The organism is endosymbiont of Galathealinum brachiosum (assembly GCA_003349885.1).
In the GTDB taxonomy this organism is placed as follows: Bacteria; Pseudomonadota; Gammaproteobacteria; order SZUA-229; family SZUA-229; genus SZUA-229.
In genome coordinates, this window is record QFXC01000008.1 from 450,164 (window position 1) to 474,062 (window position 23,899).

Below are 23,899 nucleotides of genomic sequence, written 5' to 3' on the forward strand. Positions count from 1 at the left end.
CAACCGGTCGACGCAACACTTTATACCAAAGTGACCGTATATGATTGTTTTATAATAATTGTTGAATAGTTTTCATCAGTTTTTTAATCAATATGGGCTTTTCCACTACGGCGTTCATTCCAGCTTTAAGATAAAGGTCTTTTTCATCTTTCATTACACTAGCTGTTAGCCCTATAATCGGGACATGTTTTGATTTTGCACTGCCTTCTCGAATGACTCGAGTTGCCGAAACGCCATCCATTACGGGCATGTGTACATCCATTAATATTACATCAAAAAGTTGTGATTTTATTTTTTCAATAGCAACTTGTCCATTTTCTGCTTCTACTATCTTCTGGCCCGCCTGTTCTAGTAATGTGCGCGCAGCAAAACGGTTAATTGAGTCATCATCAACCAGTAATATGGAAAGACTTCGATTAATTTTAAGCTTTTCCTCAGTCTCTTCTAAAAGGAAGCTTTCTCTGGGTATTGATAGTCTTACAGAAAAAGTAAAACAACTGCCTTTACCTGGCTTAGAAGTAACCCGAAGGCTTCCGTCCATAATATCGGTTAGACGTTTACAAATGGCGAGCCCCAGGCCGACACCATTATTTATAGTGCGATCTGATTCTAGCTGATGAAAAGCTTCAAAAATAAGCTTCAATTTATCATCTGCTATACCGATCCCTGTATCTTTAATAGTGATATGTAAGTTAAATTGATTATCTGTAATTAATTGGCCACCAATAGCTAATTTAACCTCACCATCTTGTGTGCATTTAACTGCGTTACTAAGCAGGTTAACAATTATCTGAAGAAGCCGTGCTGCATCACCTTCTAGATATGCAGGCAGGTTGTCACTCACCTTAGTAATAAATATAGTTTTTTTATTTTCAACAAGTGGTTCAATTAAATTTTGTATATCTGTTATCCAGGCAAAAGTTTCAAAAGGCTCAATATCCAGAACCAGTTTTCCTGATTCGATTTTAGATAAATCAAGTAAATCATCAATAAGTAACAACAGGATATTACTAGAGCTGCCGAGAGTTTCTACATAGAGTTGTTGTTCTGCGTTGAGAGCCGTGCCACGCAAAACCTGGATCATCCCCAGCACACCATTCATTGGAGTACGGATTTCATGGCTCACATTTGCCAGGAATAGACTCTTGGCATTGTTGGCATGTTGCGTTTGTTCTAGTGCGATATCCAGTTCATATACCTTTTGTTTAAGTTTGTTAGCGATTTGTAATCGCTTTACTTCATTTTTGTGATAAAGCTGTGCATAAAATATCAACACAGAAAACAAAACTATTCCCACCAGTAAGGTGAAGGTTAATTGATACCAGCTCAGCGAATTCCATCCCAACTGATATTCGTTAATCAGTACAAAAGGCTGGTTTTTGCTTTCCAGTATTTTACGGTTTGAGTAATGCGGAAATATCAGCTTTTCTAGCCAGCTACGGACACTCCCTTGGTCTAAATGCAGATGTCCTTTATTATCTGTAGCGGCAAAATCTTGATGATGCAGAAGCTCAGTCATGCCAGGCACTTTCTTGTGTTCATGATTTAATAATGTATCGGCTCTGATTACCAGCATAGCTGCTCGTTTAATCACGCCATGAGTGTTACTTATTTTTTTTAGTGATACAGGTTTGTATATCAAATAAGCCAAATCACCTTCAACTAATTTAAACGGCTCAGTAATGACAGAACGTTTATTCTGTGAATATTTTTTCAATGATCTTCTGAAAAAAGTATGTGAAAACAGGTCCACACCAAGCACTTCACGTGACTCTGGAGGAAAAGGTTCCATAAACACAATCGGAAAGTATATATCCTGTTTTTTTATAGGCTCCATTTTACGATCAGTTTCATAACCAAAAGATTTTATTCTAAAATCAGAATTAACAATTGTTTGATAATGTTTTGTGAAAGCATCTAATTTCTCGTAAGGTACAGCCTCAATGATTTCAAACATAAATATATGTGGATACTGTTTAAGCATTTCCTGTGCATAATTTCTTACATGCGGCTGATCCAATTCTTGCATGCTATTGACTAGAGCTGCAAAACCTTCAAAGACAGCTTCATTAGTGCGAACGCGATCATTAGCCTGTTGATAATGCGAATTAATGCTTTCAACAAATAGTTGCTTTGCAGAATTTATATCTGACAGAACAATACCTGCCATAACAGTAATAAGAAGAGATAGCCATAATAATACAGCTAAATATAAGAAACGCGATCGTCTAAAGCTTTGTTCTATCAATAGTGCCCCCCTATCAGCTTCGTACAATAAATATTACTTAGATGTATCATACATTACATTTCTCTTTAATGACTGCTTCTGGCTGATTAGAGAATATGGTCTGCAAATACAGCTTTAGAAATTGCAAACAACTGCTTACACCCTGAAACATAAGTTAACATGCAATAAAAAGGCGACTAAAAAGCCGCCTTTCCACAATGCAATATTGATTTAACTTTTATGCTTTCTTACGTCTAGCAAAACCAGCCAAACCAATTAAGCCAGAACCAAAAAGCCAAACTGCTGCCGGTACAGGCACTGCAGATGGAGCTGTGGCTGTTTGATAAAACCAACCAGCTCCTGTAATGCTAGATGAAGTCAAAACACCAGTAGTACTAATAGTATCAGTATGATTGTATGGTCCGTATTCGTCCGTTAATCCAGCAGTTCCAAAGTCAGAAGTAAACCCACCAATCCACTGACCAAAACTATTTACACCTGTGCGGTTGAATCCTACCGTAGAAAACATACCAGGCGCCCAAGCGGAATTGGCTTCAGTATAAGTTGAGATGCCACCCGTGTGAGGTGATATCGCTGAAAATAGGAAATCTCCTACTTGATTAGCAGATGCCCAGGAATAGCCATCAAGGTCCCAACCATTAAGGCTACTACCAACACCACATACGCCAGCTGGGCATTGTGTATTCATTTGATCCCATGATAAATTAGTAAATAAAGATGTCTGAGCCCAAGTAATTCCATCAACTGACACAGTGTCAGTAATAGGGGCGGCATGTGACGATATTGTAGTGAAACTTAAAACTGCAGCGCATGATGCGCCAATAAGGAGTGCTTTCTTCATTTGTATTCCTTGTATTTTTGTTGTTGATTCGTGATTGGAATCAGATTTGTTACGCAATATGAGACTTAGAAATAAATACTTAAAGGAATAATGGCGAGATGGTAAATGACTCATCTGTGCTAAAAAATCAATATATACCGCTTTTATCATTTAATTATTTTTTTTATAAGAACCCATTTATATTCAAGCAATGATTATACCGCTATTGATATATATCAATACTTACAGAGCGCTTATAGATATATAAGTATTTTATTGTTTTGTAACGTGTAAAGAAAAGCAAAATTTAGACTGTTATTTACATTCAAAAAAAGAATCACTTTACAGTTTTTTAGAGTCTGCTTTAGGTCGCATGCAGAAGTCAGGCTAATAATTTTGCAGTTCTGCGTCTGACTACTTCCTGCTATCCAAAAGAATATTTTTAAATTCTGCTATCGATTCATAAACATAAAATTTGTTGAATTATTCTTAGCGGACACCAATCGCCCCCGACTTAATAAAAAACCGCAAAAATGTCCGGGCCATGCCCGTCAACTTATTAACTGACAAAGAATAATATTTCTTTCTTAAAACTGAACGAGTGCTTTCATTCTAATTCAGAACTTCAAACAAACAGGTTTGAAAGTAGACATTTTAGTTATACCATGACCACAAACACCAACATTAGCTATCTAATAACTTGAAACTAGATTCAAACGTTGTTGCAACTTCATGAGCAACTTTATCCCCTTCCAGAATATCCATTTGTAAATGATATTGTTTATTATTATCAAACAACCAAACCTGTCGAATATATAAAGGATTATTTTTTATCTTTCTGGTCACTGAAAACCCCTTTAAACCATTGAGTTCAAAGTCAGGTACAGATGAAACGGGCTCCATTAACACTTTCGCCGACGTGCTATCCATTACTTCTTCATACGTACTACCGTGAGCGGGCCTTTGTCCAACAGTCAACGCTAACCCTAATATACCAGGGGCTTTTGCCCTGAACAGAGACCAGTTATCATCATCATTTAATGGTTCCCAGTTTCTTGCTGCCTGAATAAAACCGCCTTTAAATGGATCTTCAACTTTACAGACTTCTGCATCCAAATTGTCCGGCACCTGAAAACGAATACCCAGCTGATTGTTTTCAATAATTTTATTAGTGCCACTATAAACCCATTTTTCTTCTTCAGTCTTCCTTATATGTTTTTCTTTATTTCTAGCAAGCTGATTTTCAACATCATCAACAAAGACATCTTCAATACCTAGAAAATTTTCTATTTCCTGTTCCATAAATAATATTTGTGTAGCAGATGACTGAACAGTTAATAACTTCTGAATTGCATCATTATTCATTTTTACATTAAGATAGAACTTAACTTTTCTCCCGGCAGAATCGGACATTGAAGAAGACTCTTCTCGTGTACAGAATATTTGAGAGATATTTTCTGAAAGGATATTCATACTTCCCGGAAAGGGTATAGGAAAATGCTTTATGGATAACTCATAAGGTGTAATACGAATACTCGTTTTATTTAACAGACTAACTAGCAATGCATAATGAAGACCGCCTATGGCAATGACAGGAATCAACATATACCATTGGAATTGATGTTGGAAATTAGAAATAAGTAAAGGCACATCAGCTTTTTGATAAATCATCACATCAAAATAACCAGTAATAGCAGCCAAAATAATTACTGAGCTTATAGTAAACCAGGTTCTGGTTATAATTAACTCCTCTGCTTTACGATTTAACTTAATCCCTTTGGGTTGCTCTAACTGCGATTCATTCTCTTTCATATTGTTTTTATACCAACAAAGATATCGGAAGTTTACACATCAAAACCTGATAACTATATATGGTTATCAGGTTTTTAATCAATGTATTATTTTTATATCAACACTTAAAATATAATATTCCACCAGAAACTAATAATTTATATTTTGTAACTCACTACTGTTTTGAAATAGTATAACCACCACTGATATTTATGCTTTGATTATCCATATTTTCTTCCGGGTTAGCGCCAATACCAAACATTAACGATGAATTAAACCCAATAAAATAAGTTTTATTTTCTGGTGGTGCCAGTAAAGTCATCTGCTTATTAAGTTGTAGTAATGAACCAGTAGAGTCATTACATCCACGAGGGGCTACAAACTCTGACATATCAGCGATTGATGCTATATCCAGAAGATCAGTAACAGGCACATCATTATCATTCTCATCTCGGATAAAAATAATTTGTCTCCAGTTAGCAAGTGCACCTCCTGATAAATTATAGTTCCAGTCTACAAGGTTACAACTAAGATCAATAGATAAATTATAAGTCGTTTCCTGAGTATGATTAAAATAATGTGTCGCACTTAAAAGTAATAATGACTCACCTGTTTTACATTCTGGGGGACGATCAATGATTCCCGTTTCTGCACAACTACCTTCTACATACCCCGTTGCATTGATTAAAATTTCACCGCTGTTAGCAGAATGTCCAACACTCCCATTCAACGAAGCGCTTTGATAATTGTTATATGTATTACAGCCGTCACCGTGTGAGGTTACTGTTTCTGCAAGTGCATGAGAAAAATTCAGCGTAACACCATTAGTTACATCTAATGGGTGAATCAAACTAACTCCTGGGTCAATCATTTCACCATAAACTGATGTATCCTCTGTCACATATTCAGGAGGCTGGTTAGGACAAGTACCAAGTGTTTCCGGGCCTTCAAATTTACTTGCGGTTTCCAGGTAAGTAAACACACGCGCATCACATTTTTGTACCCGCAGGCTGTATTCAGTAACCACATCCGGATCTTCATTACTTCTTGCGCTAATAACAATATTACCTTCTTGAGCCGGTGTTATTCGAGCAAGGTTATTACCTCCATCAACTAATGTTGCACCGGAAAGCGGTAACCAGGTAACCGTTTCATCATTTGCCCCGGTTACCGTTGCTAATAATGAAACTTCATCTCCAATTTCCACACAGCTGAGTGCATCCTGACGATCAAGTTTCACGTCTACGTTCAAATAAGCCTCAGCACTTCCTTCTGTAGGTGAATAGACCTCAAGCTCCATAGACAAACTAGTCAGCTTAACCGTAACAGGAAAGAGATCTTTGTTATCTGGTGTTTTAATTGTGAATCTAACCTGATTGCCTATTACCGCTTCACTAACTAACGTTGCTGGTGATACCTCAAGCATATATGATTCTGGCACTTTAGAATTTTCAATAACAGCAGTAAACTCTACCTCGGCACCTGGGCTATCGGCTTTAACTCGAGATTGAGTGTAGGTAACACGCTTAGGGTTATTACCAATAGTAATATCCTTTTCCGTATCTCCCAATGTGCCAGAAACCACTGGAAACAATTCTTTATTTAACTTAACAGTTAAAATACTATCACCTTCCGTAACCGGTTTAAGTTTACGGTGATTCTCCAGTATAAAACTACTGCCATCTATTTCAGCCGTAATCCATGCGTCACCAGAAACATCTAAATTCGGCCATGAATAAGAAGGCACACTAAGGCAATCCACACCATTTCTGTCATCGAAATTACGATTCGCCGCCTCAGAAAAAGGCAATAAAGTACTCGAACTGATTGATGATATTGGCGCAACATTACTTGCTGTCAGTGCAGAATCCAGCATTGTTTTGGTCAGGTTCATGCCCTCACTTGTAGCCGTAGCAGATGCACGCCAAATTGGCGCAGCATTGCCTGACCATTCCATATAATCCTCTTCAATATATGCAGAAGGTGTTACCTCCAGTTTTATATTAATTTTAGTCGGCAGTAGCCTTGCCAGTTTTTTATTTGAAAAATCCATTATGAGCAGGCTAGCGCCACCAATAACAGCGACTGTTGTACCGGCAGGTCCCGCAAAACCAGCCATATTAAGCATGGTGCCTACATTGGTGGCATTAAATTCCGGATTATCAATGCGGTCCTGAGCTTTTTTGGCTTCAAGCATCGCATTACTCAAACCCTCTGCCGTTGTAATAACTTCCTTACTTACCTGAGCATCTATAAAATCAGGTGCACAGGTGTCTGTAGCGAGCAAAGGTCTTACAGATAAATCTGTAACCTTTTGTAAAATTAATTGTGACTTTGGAAAATTAACATCAATGTTATTATCAGTCTGGGTAGTTGTTTTTAAGACTACAGGCGCTACCACAGCATGTGCATCAGCTATCTTGATCATCTCAAGATCGAGATTAAGTTTACCGATGAGACTATCAAGCAACAAACGATCTTCATCACTCAAGCTGGCAAAGCTTTGACGCATAGCGTCTAGCGAAGCCTCTCCATTTCCATATAAAACATCATTTAATATACCTAACTGAAAATGAACTGGATTTGTAGTCGTTGCGGGGTTATGGGTAGTGGCATCAAACCCATAGGATAAAAACAGGTTTTGCATTGTCGTATCTAAAGCATCAATTGTTTTAGATGTTGTGTTTTCTCGAACTGTAACGGGTAAAGCATCAATAGTGAACATCCCTAGATCACAGCTTTTTTCTCCCTGACTAACATAAAGTTTCGCTTCTCCTCCTTCCATGCCAAATTCAGGCAATACTGGAATCGTAAAGAAATATCCCTCACCAGAAACCACACCGGGGAAAAATTCATAACTCGCTATTGTATCAATACCTACTACATCAAAACGAATTTTTTCGATTTGCTCACTGGTAATAATATTAACGACATCACCTGACTCACCCTGTAAAACTGATGGCGTCATCAAAGCACAATAATCTGCAGTTAGGGATTCACTATTTGATGCACCATCACTGCTACCTCCACCACAGGCTGTTAGCAATGAGAGTAATAAAACTAAAAAAGGAAATTTAAAGTTAAGACTAGAAATTGAATTATTCATTTACCGCTCCTTGAACATTCCATATGCTCATACTCAAGGGCGTGATCTTACGTGTTATAACAACTTCATAAAGTAACTTTTGTCACATAGAAACTATTAATCACACACCCTTTGATATATCTCATTATCAGGTATGTAATACACTTCTATAACCATTAGTTTGATATTCGCTTAATCAGTTGAGGTCACCCATGAAAGCAGACCTTTAAATGATTTTGTTTGAATAGCTGTTAACACCCTACAGCAGCACTACAAGACTATTTAGTTTAGCTCTGAGTACGACCAAAAGTTGATGGCATTGATCAACCGCATAAAAAGCATTGATTTAGAATTGATAAATCAATGATATTTTAAAATCGTCATTTGAGGTTTTGCTTCTTGGTTCATTAATTAGAAGTTGACCAAACTGTGAATCAACTTGAACCGTTTCACTTTTATTAGAAGACCATTGTTGGTGTTGGTACTGCATGGAAAACTGCCATTTTTTATTAATGCCATATATATAGCTGATATATCCTTGCCAGCCAGTTGCATTTTTTAAGGGTATTGCTGTTGGATTAATACCATTAAAATCAATTTTCATTTCACTATTAGCGTGCTGCAGATATTTTATACCCGAAATAAATAGATGGGAATTTGTGCGAAAATGATTCTCATACCCCAGTTTTATTGTTGACCAGCGATAAGTTTCATATAGTGCCTGCACCCCATTATTAGGTAATATGTCGCGAAGCCATAAATTGGCACTGTAACCGGCTGTTATAAAATGCTGTTTAGGGATAAGTTGAAGCTGCATTGATAGCCCCACATTACTTATTACCGTATCTGTTTTTGTTGTGTGTGGAGTGCCTGTTTGAGTTTGACCTTTATAGTCAACTAATCCCGCGAATACATCTGCATTAATTGCAAATTTAATAGAGGGTAGAGAGTGATTAATTTTTATTCCTAGCCCGGGTAATTTGCCAGACTCACGAACGATGACACTATTATCATCGGCGTATTCGGTATAGTTTAATTTTTTTACCTGAGTAGTAATATCAATAGAATTTTCCGCTGCGAACAGCTGCTGGAACGATGCTAACATTAATAGATTAGGTATTATAATTGTGAAATTAATTTTCAATAATGAACTCAATATACGCTCTTTATGGACTATATTAGACAGCAAAATCTTAAAAAAGATTAAATTTTACATGCAATAAACAAATGTCACGACAAAGCCGTGACATTTATTGTAATGAGATGAGTTAGATGTCTAGCATTGGTTTAGGTATGGGCTTTAAAGGAAGCGCAATCGGGCATGATTCTAGATAGATGGTTTCATCCGAGCCTTCTATTTGTATTCCATTCGCATCCAATAAGTATGTATATTTCTTAAATAAATCTTCATCAGGGTAATTAAAATAATTACGAAAGTATATACATTCAAAGACAACTTTTATGTTTCCATTTATTGTTGTTTCTCTTACCGTTTCATGGGTGCTTCCAAGGTCATACCAAATAATTTGATGAGAGTCACCGGCAGCCAATCCAAATGTATTCATTTGATAATTATTATCGAACAAGTCCCACTTTTCTACATTATATTTAGTCCAGCCTGATGCAATTGCCCAACTTGAATCTCGACTAATAGAGCTAATTAACTGAGATTCTTTGGCTTCATTAAATGATATTGGGGTATTGTCGCATCCCTCAAGACAGGTAATGACTTTATACCTATCGGTTGGTCCATATATGGATTCGCTATCATAAAAGTAGTGTAAATTATTTGAACAGATCCCACCATAATCTTGGCCATTATCGCCAGAAGCGAGAGGTGATAGCATGCACCCCCATGGCGATAGTGGTTGATATACCGCAGAGAATATCGTTTCATTCCCATTTTCATCTGACAACTTTAATTTAAAATTTGCACCAATATCTTCGAAACCATCGAATATTGCCAGCCCAGAATATGAACTCGCAAGAATATCCAGTGTATCTGCACCATTTAATACCGCTTCCGTATTTGTAATTTGGGCAAATATATCATCAGTTGTTAGTGTTGAGACGGTATACCCTGTCAAATCTGTAACAGCCATCACCTTCGTTTCATCTGATACCAGCACATCATTTGCAGATGATAGTGTATTGATTGTTGTGGTGATGGATGAGGATAAAAATTCAAGATTTTGCATAACAGATATGAGGCCTGTGATGGCTGATTTCACTTCGTCAATGATATTTTTGTCATCAGTGGTAATTCGGCTTGTTTCATTTATGCGTATGGTCGTAGTTTGGCCTTCTGCAAATATTAAGTCAGTTGTTACCGTTATATCACCTGATGTTATGGTGACACCTGTGGGGATAGGTTCGATAGAATCGTCTAATTCAAAAGAAATATCAGAATACAATGAATCAACAGACTGTGAGTATTCATCTACAAATTCGAGTAAATTGTAAGTTAATAGACCCAAACCAATTAATGCTGCAGGTTGAGCACCAGGTGTTGTTGCTGCCACAGCCCAAAGCGCTGCTGATGCGACTATTTTAATTTTTCGACTAGTCGTTAACACACCTGCCACAGGCAAAGAGGCTAATGGATCGTTATTTAGTATTAAATTGGCATTATTAGCAGTTATAGCAGAGTCTTGAGTAGATATATTATCGATTTCTGCCAGTAATAATGCTTTGTTTTCGAGCAGCATATCTATCAAAGGCTGGTCAGTTGCCGTTAACAGCATTTCATCAATTAGCGCTATAACTTCATTTGCCTTTGTTTCAAGATATACTTCCGGATTAGCAACCGTTAATCCTTGTTGCATAACAAAGTCTAATGCGAATGGGATAACTGAGTTGTTACTATCAGTTGTACAAGTATCGAATACGTCTACATTTAATGTGTATTGGCCTGGTTCAATAACTTGAGGTATTTCAAGGAGAACGCTGTTATCGCCATATTCAATCGTGTTAATAATATTATCTTCATTACCATGTATTGAAACTTTGGTGATAGCATTACAAGCATCATTGGTTTCAAGCTGAATGACTTCATACTGTTTGAACTCAGCTGTTGACTTAGAAAAATCCACCATAACGGGAATTCTCTGAATAGTATTTATTCCATCAGAATCACCGCCACCACACGCAGTAAGTCCTAAAGAGAATATTACTAATAGAGGAGAAACAAGGTGATAAATAGTTAAGCTAGAGTTTAATCGATTCATTCTAAAATTCTTCAAAGTCATATGTTGATTTCCCTTACATATTTATTAAATTCTTAAGAAAAATTAGTAATAAGCATTATCTATGCCTAAAAATTAAAGCATATTATAAACAATTACTTAAGATCCACATCACCCATAAGAGTTATATGGGTTGTGTAAAGAAAACTGCCATTCAACTTTATTTATAAATAACTATTTTTGAGAGGTGTTTTCTTAGTGAGCAATAAGAAAGTGAACCACAACTAACTGCAGATATTAATCTCGTTCTGGCAGTCTAAAAAACATCCAGTAACGACTTACACTCCAGACTGTTTGAAAACACCAACAGTATAAATTTTTCCGTAAACTCTTACCCTATCACCCGTAGTGCATAGTAATAAGGCATTTATTTCAAAAATAGATATTATGAGGCATTCCAAAAAGATAAAAAAAGATGCTACAAGTGCTAATATAATCGAAGTAAAACCTTTAAATAATGCACTAGCATTATTACGCTTTGTATTATCTCTATCAATGTAGCTTGCCCTATAATATTTATCACTCGTTTTAGGTTATAGGCGAATACATTAAAGCCGGTCATGTGGTGGAAGCCGAATCTTGATGGCCATACGACGAACTTCCGCTTATGGCTAGTTCCGGAACTGACATTAACAATTTCTTAATATACGCTTCATGGTAAAAGCACTCGTTCAATACCGGCTTATATATAATTGTTAACTGCAATAGACTAACGGACATGGTCCGGACATTTTCACACTTTTTGCATAAAAACAGTGCCCACTTTTGTCCGTAAATATTAATTCGACAATTTTATGTTCATGAATCGATAGCGGAACTCAAAATATTCTGTTGGATAGTTGGAATTAGCCATAAGCAGATATTAAAAGCATATGAAAATAATACCTCTTCCGACTCAAAGCAGATGCTCGTGTGACTCAAATACATCTGGTTGATTACTATCAAAATGAACTTATTACTATTGATTTACAATGTTACTAATAGTGACTTATAAAATATGACATAAGACTTATATTTAAAATATTTATATAGTTCTATGTCATCAAAATGAACAAATCTAAATGCTCTAATTTTGATTAATTACTCTAAGAGCAGATTGGAATAATTCATTTTAAACGGAGTTTTATGATGAATATATTTATCAGCTCTAACCAACAATTATATTATTTTATTCTACGTCTATTAGAGGTAGTTCTTCTCAGCCTGTTACTTATAACATGTGGTAGCAGTGATTCAACTTCAACGGTCGAAACACAAGATGATGATCAGATATTAGTTCTACCTGATTTTCTTGCTAATAAACTCATTGGCTTTGTGATGGATAATGAAGGCGAACTCATTCCTTTTGCATCATTGGGTGGCGCATCCACTGGAAGTGTTGGTGTGACTACGGATGCTGCTATACCGACAGCAAGTGGCTGGTATGAGGTGCGTGCTGAAGGTTATGCCACTTCATATACCAGGGCGAGCGGTAAGATTGATGACGTTACGGTTATCAGCACTTCTCTTACCCCCGTAGACGCAGTGGTATTTCATTCGGTAGGTGGTGATACCACAGTAGTCACTGTAGGAGACCCTGCCTTACCTACTTTAGAGGCCAATTTTACAGCAGCTACATTTGATGTGGATGCCGTAATAGAGCTCACAGCACTTGATCCTGGTTTGCTAGATAACGCTTATGCAGATAAAGATGCATCTGAAAACTTATACATTAATTACCCTTTCGTAATCAGTGCACGAAGTGCCAGTGATGGCAGCCTTTTGCAACCGGCTTCGGGGCAGGTAGTTGAAGTAACACTGACTGATAATGGTGACCTTGGTGATCCACCACGTTTATTCTGGTTTGATCCTGATCTGGGCATGTGGATTGAACAACACGATACGGGCTGTTTACGAGTGGATGCTACTCATGTGAGTTGCCAGCTAAGTCATTTTTCACAGCACAGTGGCGCTAGCGATTCTCCACCACCCCCATCCTCAAACGGAACGGATCATGCAAATGCCAGCAATAATACTGATAAGGCTCAATCAGATAGATCAAAAGAAATGGCTATTGAAATTCTTCTTACAGGCGATGAACCTGAAGCCTGTGCTATCTTTTCTAAAGAAGTATTAGATGCATTTAAACAGGAAATAGATGCGGCACTTGCTGAAGCAAATGCTGCAATTACGGAAATAAATACAGCACCTGATGCAGCACTTGCTAAAGTAGTTGTCGCAATTGGTGAAGCTGCAAAAGCTAAATTAGCGGATACCGCAGGCAGACTACAATATTGGGGTATAGAAGGTGGTGGCCTGGACGGTGGTACCTGTGATCATGTATTTAGGGACGAGTTTCCAGATTATTTACCAGAGCATGATCATCCAGTTGCTGCATTAAAAGCCAGGATGAGAGAGGTAACTATAATACTAGGGAATAAATTACTTAAAAAACCACAATGCCCAGATATTCCTTCTTTTGATAGAGTAATTGGAGAATCAATACTGCTGTTAGGTTCTGATCATGTAAACACTATTTCGCTTAAAGATGAATTTGCAGATTTACTTAATAAATGTAATATCTGGGAAGGCCAAATTAAATATTCACTTATATTACCCGGGACAATATCAATAACCATTCCTGAGGACACTCCATGGTTTAGTGGTGCCCTCCTCTGGGAAGAATACCACGACTTCAGCATGGTATTACACGCATCATCTTCTACAAGTAAAGACGAATTTAATGATTTTGAAGGAACGGATAAGGTCACAACAAAATTTTCTCAAGTAGAATATCGAAAATATATTGATCAGGCACCCTGTAGCTTCCCGGTTTATAAATCACACTTTAGGAGTGGCCAGTCAAATCCGGGGGTAATAGAGGCTAGTTTTACAGGTAATTATGATGATGAAAGTTTTGTTCCTGACAACTTTACTGCGGCCAGTAACATTAATATTAACTGGGGTTACTTTGAGACGGGTTGGGAATTCGATAATAATTTCATATGTGTTAAACAAGATGATGAAACAGTAAACCTCTCAGATCCATACCGTGGTCAACTTGTTGAGCAATATACTGATTATCAATATTACTATGGTGATGCCGCTGATCCGGGAATTTATGTGTTTGAAAGTTTTAGCTATGATAAATTTCTATCTATTTGGGATATTTTGGACCAGGGCCCCACTCAGCCGGTACAGCCTACGACTAAAGATAGCCCTTTTCCAGTAGCCTATTATAAAGGAACAGATATTATATTTGATGCCTACAGCTTTGGTTTAATGGATGGCATGCAGATTATCATGCGCTGGGAAATAGTGAATACAAATTATACTAAATATTATGGTTCTGACGCAGGTCATTAATTAGCGTGCGATATTTCTAAATCGCTAATTTTTTAACTTGCCAAAGAGGTAGCTTTACTAAAAAGCCTGGATGGATATATTGGATAGCTGTACAGAGTTAACTGGAGTCTCTTTTCTAATTTAATATTTTTGTTTCTTAAAATAACAATACAGAACTATTGATTTTTAAAAAGACACATAAAAGTAAAGAAAAATTTTAGGAAATAACTTAATACAGAAATTTAATAAACAGGAAGAATAGTCATGAAAACATTAACAGGTATAACTTTTCTGCTACTATCGATGACAGCTTTCGCACAGAATCCTTACGTAATAAATGACCCTGCGATGCAGAAGATGATGAAAGAAATGCAGAAGTATGAAATGTGTATGGCCAGCATTCAACAGAGCAAGTTTATTGAAATTCAGCTTCTCCAGGAGAAATTTGAAGAAGAAGTAAGCCCTCTTTGTGCCAGTGGAAATCGAGATAAAGCTCAAAAACGAGCCATCAAGTTCGGTAAAGAAATGTCTAATCACCCAGTTTTCAAACAGATTAATAAGTGCAGCAAGCTTGTGATTAGCGAACTGGCAAAAGAAGAACTTGATAATATGGATTTTGATTACGAAACATCAGATACTCATGTTTGTGATGAAATGTAATGATAATTAAAAATAATCCATATCTGAATATCTGCTACTGGCTGCTTTCATTACTTAATTGAAATTCCCTGTACTTCTGCTTAAGAGTGTTAGCCATCATAATCAGGCTCAACCAAGAGAGCCTGATAGACATAAACTAAAATTCTTACTTTCATACAGCCAGAATATGGTATCAATATAGGGTCCAATTATAGAAACGTGCACATCTAATATCCATAACAGGCGAATTGCAAATTTTTTATATGACTACACATTTAAGTTTCAGACGGCACCTAATACTCAATATCATCTCTGAATTTATAGTTGATATTTTTAATAGAGCCTGTTTCTTTGTTATAAATTAACTCAATATCATAATGACCCGCATATTCATATTTGATGTTACTTTGATATTCTTTGTAATATTCATAAATCAGCTGTAATACCTTACCAGGCAATCCCCTGTCTTTTTCAACATCTCTTGAATCAACCATCGTAACGGTTGATCCATTCATAGTTGAATTTTCTAACCAGCTATTTAATCTTTCAGGTATGTTATTAATCGATATATCCCCCATAACTTCTACAGAGACACTATTTGCCTCTCCAGTGAGAAGCTGGGTAAACTGACTATCAAAAACAGAAGAATCAATGTAATTGATATGATAATCGTTACCACTAATATCTTTAGGAGGCTCTTTAACTGATGATATATTTGCACATGATATTACACCGAACAACATTAAACAGGTTAAAATAATTAGTTTAAAAGAAGGTTCATTATATTTATTCATAATACTTATTACCGATTTATTTAATTGAATACATTGAAATCAGGATAGCTCATAGTATCTACCTGAAAATCTATTTTAACTGCTCTCTAATTTTATACGCCATGAAGTTACCATCTGCATATTGACTTACCACCTGATAACTTTCCATTAACCATTCGTCCTGTCCTTTCTGCAATAATTCGAGAACCAGAAATAATTCACATTGCACTTTATTCATACAGAGAATATTCCTTGAAATCAAAGGCGCTTCATCAGGTAATACCAGATCAAATAAAAATTCCTTTTCTACCTGTGAATCACTTAATATAAATTTATACCGCCCTACTTTAAGATTTGAAATATTTAGCTTAATTTCATTTGAAGTAATATTGTCTCTTGTTATTAAAACTTCTGCTGTATCCTGGGATTGAATCATCACATGAAAAGGAGCCTTACCATTTCTCCAGATAAAAGCGAGCTCTTTACGCTGTAATATCTTTTGCGTTGAAAACCCAAAGATTGGTACATCAATCGCATCAACAGACCTTGATACGGCACTCACCGTACTTAACATCGTTTCACCATCGTCATCATCAAAAAATGTAGATGCCCAACCTAATAATCTGGAATGAACAGTTGCCTGTTCAACGGTATGTGATACCTTATACGGGCTATTATTTTTCTGTATTTTGACAAGATTTTTATTTATCTGAATATCTACCGAACCCTTCTTATCGACATGAATTACATCTTCATTAAAAACAGGCATTAATAAAGCGGGGGTTATTTTTTTACCTCCTCTTATTAAATAAGCATTTTCATCAACATTCTTTATTTCCTGAATCCAGCCAACCTGATATGTTTGAGCACTAGCTACATTCACGGTAAATAATAAAAAAGATACAACCTTAAACACATTATTAATAAACAGTTTTATTTTGTTACTCATACATTATCATCTTGTTTATCTTTATATTTTAACCAGAGCATTTCAGCTCGCGCCAGAACCTCTACAATTTGCACAACAATTAATGGAACTGCAAAGTCTAACCAGATGCCATCTTTGAAAAGCAGCATACCTGCAGGTAATATTACAATTGCCGTTAACAAACCCGACACCAATGAAGCTGCAATCGGTGAAATAAAACTGTATAAGCAGGTAATAATTGATATCAGAATTATATTTACCAGCAATATCATCCAGGTTGACACCGGTTTTATATCACCATAACTTATTAATGAGTGAAGTGAATTTAAAACAATAACAGATCCGGGCATTAAACCCAGAGGCGTAGAATATACATCCCTGCTACCGGGATAACTCGCGCCAATAATTACATTTCTGTTATTTACAATGGAAGCATCAACGCTTGAAGTTGAATTAGCGATTATACCTGCAGATAATGCAGTAAACAGGGGAACGCTAACTTCATTACCGTTTTGAACAACGGACGTATAGGGGTACGCATAATCACCCTGATAGGACCATGGCATTTCATAAATTATGCGTTTGAGCACTTTATCACTATTTAAATTTACAGTTGCATCACCAAACTTTATGCTATCTGATACCAAACCTTGCCACTCTTTACAGTTATCAGGAAGAAAACCTGATAACTTTTTATAGATGACACCCGTGTCTGTTTCGTTCTTTAATGCGTATGCCAATAACTGAGCAGATGGAATAATAACAGGCGTATTATTGAAACAGGTTTTTTCAACAAGCCTCCAGCGTCTCACCGTCATGTCAGTATCGAGCTCAAATAAAGGAGATGTCCAGTGTATATAATCCGAAGAAGAAACAATCTCATCTAATTCAGAGCTTCGCTGAAGTCGGTATTGAGGAGACTCACCATCAATTCGTTCTTTAAAGGTTTTCATCAGGAAAACATGCTGTGATTTACTAGTGCTCAGATATTCAGCCAGACTTACAAAATATTTTGATAACTCCGTTGAGTCTCTCTCACTTGTTACACTTACATCAATATCAACGATTGTAATAACAGCCCCACCTTTAACGGAATAATTGATAAGTTTTATCAATTTATCGTGAGGCGTTAACACTGGCTCATCCCATGATCGATACGTTTTACTATCTATATCCAGCATCACATATGGTGTAATACCATCAGGCACAGAGGTACCTGCGGAAATCTGCATCATGAAATCCATGCCTATTTCCTGTTGAGCTTTTACAAGCGATAAATCTTTATTGTATTGCATCAAAATTACCAGAAAAATCCCAATTAGAATGTTTCTGGTAATCGATTTAAAGTTTAGATTATCAAAATTAATAGACATAACTTAAAATATTACGTTTCTTACTAAATACATGTAAATACTCTACTTCCTGATCTTTAACACTAATACACCGTTTTCCGGCACAAACAACTGTATATCTGATAACAGTTTAATAAGGTCTTTATTAGCGCCTTCATTTATCTTAGACACTACGACTATTTCTAACTCTGTTTTTGTAACATTAACACTCAGTCCATTACTTTCAAGAACAGTCTTAAGTGCAGCAGCATAAGCCTCAGGGTCTGAAACCGTTCTTACCTGCCCTTCACTGATATCACGCATAACCATATAATCTTCATTCAGTAAAACCTGAATAGCCATATCGTTCGTATTAGATGGCGAAAAGATTAATTGAATACTCACAAAGGCCAGTAAGACTGAAGCAACCAGACTAAGAGCAATTGTTTTTCTGTGTTTTGTCAAACCTGACTCTAACAGGCCTTCTTTACGCATACGAAATAATAATCTCTGTAATTCTTCATCACTGGAAGATTCCAGATCATCTTCTTTCACAGAATCAAGAATACTTTCTCTAAGAGCCCGAGCATCAGCATTCTTTTCAATATCAGACGCATCAACAGACCTGCCTGTTAATACATCCCACCACTCATCTGGTCTGTCTTTGTCTGATATGTTTTTATTGTCTGTCACAGTTTAATTAACCCAATAGTCCAGGCATTACAGATAGTCTTTACAAGGCTGCAGATATACATTGAATCTTTTTTTGCACTGAGAAATATACTCTCTGGTAGCACCTAACGTACGCCCAATAAATTTTGCAAGCTCATCAGATGACCAACCCTCTATTGTAGCCAGTCGAACAACCTCTGCCCGGTCATGATGGTCTTTTGAAAAATCATCCAGAGCCTGAGTCACACAGTCTTCCAGTGTTCCAGGGGTATTTGTAAGATGACTCACTTCAATATCATCAATATCCGTTTCTTCCTGTATTTGAAACTTATGACTCGGATTTTGAAAAAATGTCAGCATGGTATTTCGTGCAACCGTCCATAACCAGTTTTTAAGGGGACAATCTCCCCTGTAACCACTTATGCCCCGAACGATATTGACAAAGGTGTTCTGAACAATATCTTCAACATTCGGTTCTGTTATTCTGTTGCGTCGAAAATATCGGGAGAACTGCGGGGAATAGTGCTTAAATAGAAGGGTAATTGCACGCTGCCTATGTTTGCCGCCCTGTTTAATTGCCTCAACAAAATCCTGATCTTTTTCCACTAAACCACTCTATATTACGAAACACTAATTAAAAAATAAATTCTTTATACTGATCATAGCGGTATATATGATAACAACAATTATTATGATATAACGATAATTCAGGTCTTATAATAGTTGTTTTTCACAGCAGCATCAATGATATAGACTTAACAGGATACAATACAATAGATCTAAACATACTAATCGTTAATAATATAATCGGAATATAACCCTAAAACGATTAACTAGAAAATTATAAGCTGCTGGTACAGGACACAATTTTTATATGCAAAACCCATCATTAACCTTAGCACATAAGTTAATTCTTATCGTTTCATCCTGTATAGCTTTTATCACATCAAGTCAGGCCGTTACCATCCCCCGCTTTGATTTACCTTCAGGTGAATCAGTTATCATTACAAACAACTACATACACAATGAACGAGGGCGACGAACTAAAGAAGAACAAATGGTCAAGCATAGTGAATCTGTGTGGGTTAGATACTGGGCACATATTCCTGAAGAAAAAAGGATAACTGAGCATGATGAGTGGTCTCTTTTAATTCCTATGAGCAAAACAACCAGTGAACCAAGGGCTAACCCAAAAAAGGCCTATAAAGATGATAAGTTACATAAAGTTATGGTGCGATATTACTTTAATGATGATCAGATTATTATAGAGCCCATAGACGAGACTAAAACATCAACCCTGACTGAAGAACAAAAAAAATCGATCACTTCAATAGCCACAGGAAACTCATACTTTGAGTCTATTGTATCTCTAATATCAACTCGTGATTATCCATTAAATAAAGATATTGAACTGGAAACTGAATTAGTATCAAAATACCTTTTTGGGTTCAAAGGTACAATCAAATTAAATGCTGTTCGATTAATGTGGGAAAAGGAAGTCGTTGAATTTGTCGCTAATACCACGTACAAAGCGGGAAAAACATTAGGTCACTGCAAATATACATTCTGGGTTATAAAGGAAAACGGTAGACCGGTAAACTTCACCGCTGAATGTAATGCAGATACGCAATCAGATGATATTAAGTATCATCGAACAGAGTACATATCGAGAGCTTATAGTTACCCCCAATACCCTATAAGCACAATATCACCCCGCCCACTTCCTGCACTACAGCCAAGTGGTGAAATTAAAGGAATGAAATTCTCAGACGAACTCGGTCAATTAATATTTCTCACCGAAGAGCGCGGCACCAACACAAGCTGGTTAACATTCTGGGATTTAAATCAGAGAAAAACATTAAACACGATAGAAGCTGTTGGCGACAAATTACTATTATCAGATAATGAAAAAGTAATAAATGTTCTTTCTCAGGATTCCAGATTAATGAAGTCCTGGTTAAAACTAAGTCGTAAATACCAGACATTTGGAGGCGTTAATAATATAGACCTCGACACTGATCGAAAAATTAAAAGTAGCGATATAATCGGCTTATACCCAATAACCTTAAATAACCAATATGAAATAGAAATCTGGAACCCGGGTTATAATACTTTAAGTCGAAAAAAACTGAAACATTCAACACCTGTACTTTTATCAATTGCCCCTGATGGCAGAATGGTCACCATTGACAATCAAAACAAACTATACATTCATCACATCAGTATTGATACAGATGGCTGCAAAACAGATTTTAATACCAGTTATTGCAATCAGGTTAACGTAGAACTTGATGAATCTGACAAACCCATACAAATTGAAACCAACATACAAAAATTACACTTAAATAAAGATAAAGCCACGATTAAAAAAATACAAATACACCCTGATGAACCTGTTGTAGCATATTGTTCAAACTCACCCGCAGTTTGCGGAATAGTAAACTATAAGACGAACACGAACTATCATTTACCCTATACTAGCAATGTCGATTTTATTGAAGATAAAAAAGTTTTAACCGATATCGGTACGTATGATTTAACAGGAAACCCAATAGATCAACATGAATTTAGACTCGCTTATATGCCCGGATCCTCTGTATCTAAAAAACACAACCTGATCTTCAACCAGGACTATAGAGAAGAACATATTACAGACCGAAAAATTATTATACGCGATAAAGATAATGGAAAAACAATAGACACCATTAAGAGAAAAACCTTTCCTATAAACAACATCACAAAAGAATCAGAAAAAAATATTATTTTCACAACGGGATCCTACAACAACCCCAAAACATATGTTCTGGATCTTGATCAGTTACAGGTAACTGACCTCCCCCTTGAGGTACCTGTAAAAAAAATAAATATATCAAGTTCAGGCTGGGTAATAGCTGAACTTAATGGTTTTAGCTTTCTTTTTAATACGGCCGACCCACAGAGCAACATTCCACTTGAATTTAAAATAAATGATTATGTCTTTTTAGAAAAATATTTTATTTATGCCCGTGATAATAAAATATTTCAGATAAATTTGAACAATAAAAAAACCAGAGAACTTTACCAGTTTGACTCGAATGTACATGAAATTGAGGTATTTGATGAAACAGGTATTCAACTAGTAGCCCGACTGAACAAAGGTATATTTTCATTACCCCATAACAACAAAACTCTGGACCTTCCGTATTATAACGCATCTGCAAAGAACTCTATTTTATTTGATAGAAATTCAAATACCTTTTTTGTTTCTGGGCTACGAGGCAACACCCCTTATTTCAACGCTAATATAGAAGTTATTCAGCAGTTTTCTATTATGGGGGATGAAATAAATGAAATGATGCCAATATGGGCAGACAATAATGTAATAGCCAGCTCGGAAAACGGAGAGCTCTGGAGCGGCACAAGCTCAGGTAAAATAATCATACGCGACATAAGCTCTGGCCTGATTAAAGAAGAAATTTATGCTCATGATGGAAAGATAACAAACATTTTATCCCTAAACAAAAACACCATGGTTACCGCTGCAACAGATGGCACAATAAAACTATGGAGACTCGATATAACAAACGGCATGTTTAAACACAGTGAACAGGGCAATCTATACCAGTTTTATATAGAAAACGACATAGGTAAACGACAACCAAAACTTATATCAACTGTTACTGTTGATATAAATGGCGAATTCATTATTAACTCGCCAGACGGTTACTACTGGTCCACACCTAAAGCATTACATCAATCCAGCTTCTTAAATGGCGATGAAATATTTGATTATACTCAATATGATTTCTGGTTAAATCGACCGGATATTATTTTAGAACGTCTTGGTACTGGTGATGAAACTTCCAGAAATTTATGGCGCAAAATGGTTGCTTTTCGTAAAGCACGTCACCCGAACAAACCAGAAGTCATACCTACAAACCAAAACGCCCCTGAGTTTTCTCTAAGCGGCCCGGACAATACCATCAATCAGGGTAAAATTAAGCTAACTTACTCTTTAAATAACATACCCGCAAATGCAGAAGATAATTCTATTTTACATATACTCGTTAATCAAATACCTGTATACGGCACACAGGGAAAAAACATTAATAAGTCAGAAGGTACAATAGACTTAAGCCTTACCCCCGGTATTAACAAAATAAAAGCTTATGTAGTGAACACTCAGGGCATGCAGTCTGAATCACAATTTCTTACGTATAACATGCCAGAAACAGAAATAAAACCTGACCTTTATGTACTAACCATCGGTGTCTCTGATTATATTAATGACGAACTTGACCTTAATTATGCCAGCAAAGATGCTAATGATATTAAACAATTATTTAGTAATAGCACGCAGTTTAACAAAATAACCACGAAGAGAATTCTGGATAAAGATGTCACAGTAGATACCATTATCAAGGCGAAAAACTTCCTGATGAAAAGCAAACCATCAGATAACGTAATCGTGTTTTTTGCAGGACATGGATTCCTGGATAAAGAAGACAATTATTATTTCGGTACAACTGACATTGATCCATTTAGCCCACAGAAAAATGGCCTGCCCTATTCTCAGGTAACGAGTTTATTAGATGGTATTCCCTCCAGAAAAAAACTTCTTATGCTTGATACCTGTCACTCAGGCGAGGTAACCCAGGTTGCTTCAAACACAAACCTGCCTGAAGGCGTAAAAGCCAGGGGCATTAAGAGACAGAAGTCTCAACGTAAAAACCGGGATCTTAATGTTTCTTTTGAATTATTACAAAAATCATTTGTAGACTTACGTTCATCAACAGGCACAATTGTTATCAGCGCAGCTGGTGGACAGGAATATGCATTTGAAAGGTCGAACATTAAAAATGGTGTTTTTACTGCCACTGTAATTAAAGCATTAAGAGACAAAGCAGCTGATACTGATAAAGATGGTAATGTATCAATATCTGAGCTAAGAAATTATACCTATAATGAAGTTTCCCGCTTGACCAATGGAAAACAGAAACCTACAACACGTAACAACAATCTAGATCAGGACTTTTCCATATATTAAACATATGCACGTATTAT

The 23,899-nt window shown here is 36.4% G+C and carries 13 protein-coding genes and 1 pseudogene; 3 read left to right on the forward strand and 11 right to left on the reverse strand.

From position 1 onward, the window contains the following. Positions 1-49: 49 nt before the first annotated feature. From DIZ80_08095 to DIZ80_08120, 6 genes and pseudogenes are all read right to left on the reverse strand, one after another. Positions 50-2,170, reverse strand: coding sequence for a hypothetical protein (locus DIZ80_08095; protein ID RDH84084.1), 2,121 nt, complete (start codon positions 2,168-2,170; stop codon positions 50-52). A gap of 295 nt (positions 2,171-2,465) precedes the next feature. Continuing rightward, positions 2,466-2,561: pseudogene (locus DIZ80_08100) on the reverse strand (hypothetical protein). A gap of 1,191 nt (positions 2,562-3,752) precedes the next feature. Next, positions 3,753-4,880 (reverse strand): hypothetical protein, encoded by a 1,128-nt coding sequence (locus tag DIZ80_08105; protein ID RDH84085.1) that lies wholly within the window; start codon positions 4,878-4,880, stop codon positions 3,753-3,755. Positions 4,881-5,034: 154 nt separating this feature from the next. After that, complete coding sequence (locus DIZ80_08110; GenBank protein RDH84086.1) at positions 5,035-7,965, reverse strand: hypothetical protein; 2,931 nt, start codon at positions 7,963-7,965, stop codon at positions 5,035-5,037. Between the two features lie 325 nt (positions 7,966-8,290). Continuing rightward, positions 8,291-9,049, reverse strand: coding sequence for a hypothetical protein (locus DIZ80_08115; protein ID RDH84087.1), 759 nt, complete (start codon positions 9,047-9,049; stop codon positions 8,291-8,293). A 163-nt stretch (positions 9,050-9,212) separates the two neighbouring features. Beyond that, on the reverse strand, positions 9,213-11,171 hold the full coding sequence (locus DIZ80_08120; protein ID RDH84088.1) for a hypothetical protein: 1,959 nt from the start codon (positions 11,169-11,171) through the stop codon (positions 9,213-9,215). A 1,146-nt stretch (positions 11,172-12,317) separates the two neighbouring features. Between DIZ80_08120 and DIZ80_08125 the strand changes: the two genes are divergently transcribed. Further along, entirely contained in the window at positions 12,318-14,534 is a 2,217-nt protein-coding gene (locus DIZ80_08125; GenBank protein RDH84089.1) for a hypothetical protein, read from the forward strand. A gap of 243 nt (positions 14,535-14,777) precedes the next feature. Next, the gene (locus DIZ80_08130) at positions 14,778-15,173 is read left to right on the forward strand and encodes a hypothetical protein (protein ID RDH84090.1); all 396 of its coding nucleotides are present in this window, start codon (positions 14,778-14,780) and stop codon (positions 15,171-15,173) included. Between the two features lie 272 nt (positions 15,174-15,445). Here DIZ80_08130 and DIZ80_08135 read toward each other — a convergent pair whose 3' ends face one another. The 5 genes from DIZ80_08135 to DIZ80_08155 form a co-directional block, all read right to left on the reverse strand. After that, entirely contained in the window at positions 15,446-15,946 is a 501-nt protein-coding gene (locus DIZ80_08135) for a hypothetical protein (GenBank protein ID RDH84091.1), read from the reverse strand. Positions 15,947-16,016: 70 nt separating this feature from the next. Next, positions 16,017-16,874, reverse strand: a complete 858-nt coding sequence (locus tag DIZ80_08140; GenBank protein RDH84092.1) for a hypothetical protein — start codon at positions 16,872-16,874, stop codon at positions 16,017-16,019. Continuing rightward, positions 16,871-18,226, reverse strand: a complete 1,356-nt coding sequence (locus DIZ80_08145; protein RDH84093.1) for a hypothetical protein — start codon at positions 18,224-18,226, stop codon at positions 16,871-16,873. Before DIZ80_08145 ends, DIZ80_08140 begins: the two co-directional genes overlap by 4 nt. A 42-nt stretch (positions 18,227-18,268) precedes the next feature. Continuing rightward, the gene (locus DIZ80_08150) at positions 18,269-18,877 is read right to left on the reverse strand and encodes a hypothetical protein (protein ID RDH84094.1); all 609 of its coding nucleotides are present in this window, start codon (positions 18,875-18,877) and stop codon (positions 18,269-18,271) included. Between the two features lie 27 nt (positions 18,878-18,904). After that, complete coding sequence (locus tag DIZ80_08155; GenBank protein ID RDH84095.1) at positions 18,905-19,462, reverse strand: hypothetical protein; 558 nt, start codon at positions 19,460-19,462, stop codon at positions 18,905-18,907. Between the two features lie 268 nt (positions 19,463-19,730). On the opposite strand from DIZ80_08155, the gene DIZ80_08160 reads away from it, so the two are divergent. Beyond that, the gene (locus DIZ80_08160; GenBank protein ID RDH84096.1) at positions 19,731-23,882 is read left to right on the forward strand and encodes a hypothetical protein; all 4,152 of its coding nucleotides are present in this window, start codon (positions 19,731-19,733) and stop codon (positions 23,880-23,882) included. Positions 23,883-23,899 lie beyond the last annotated feature (17 nt).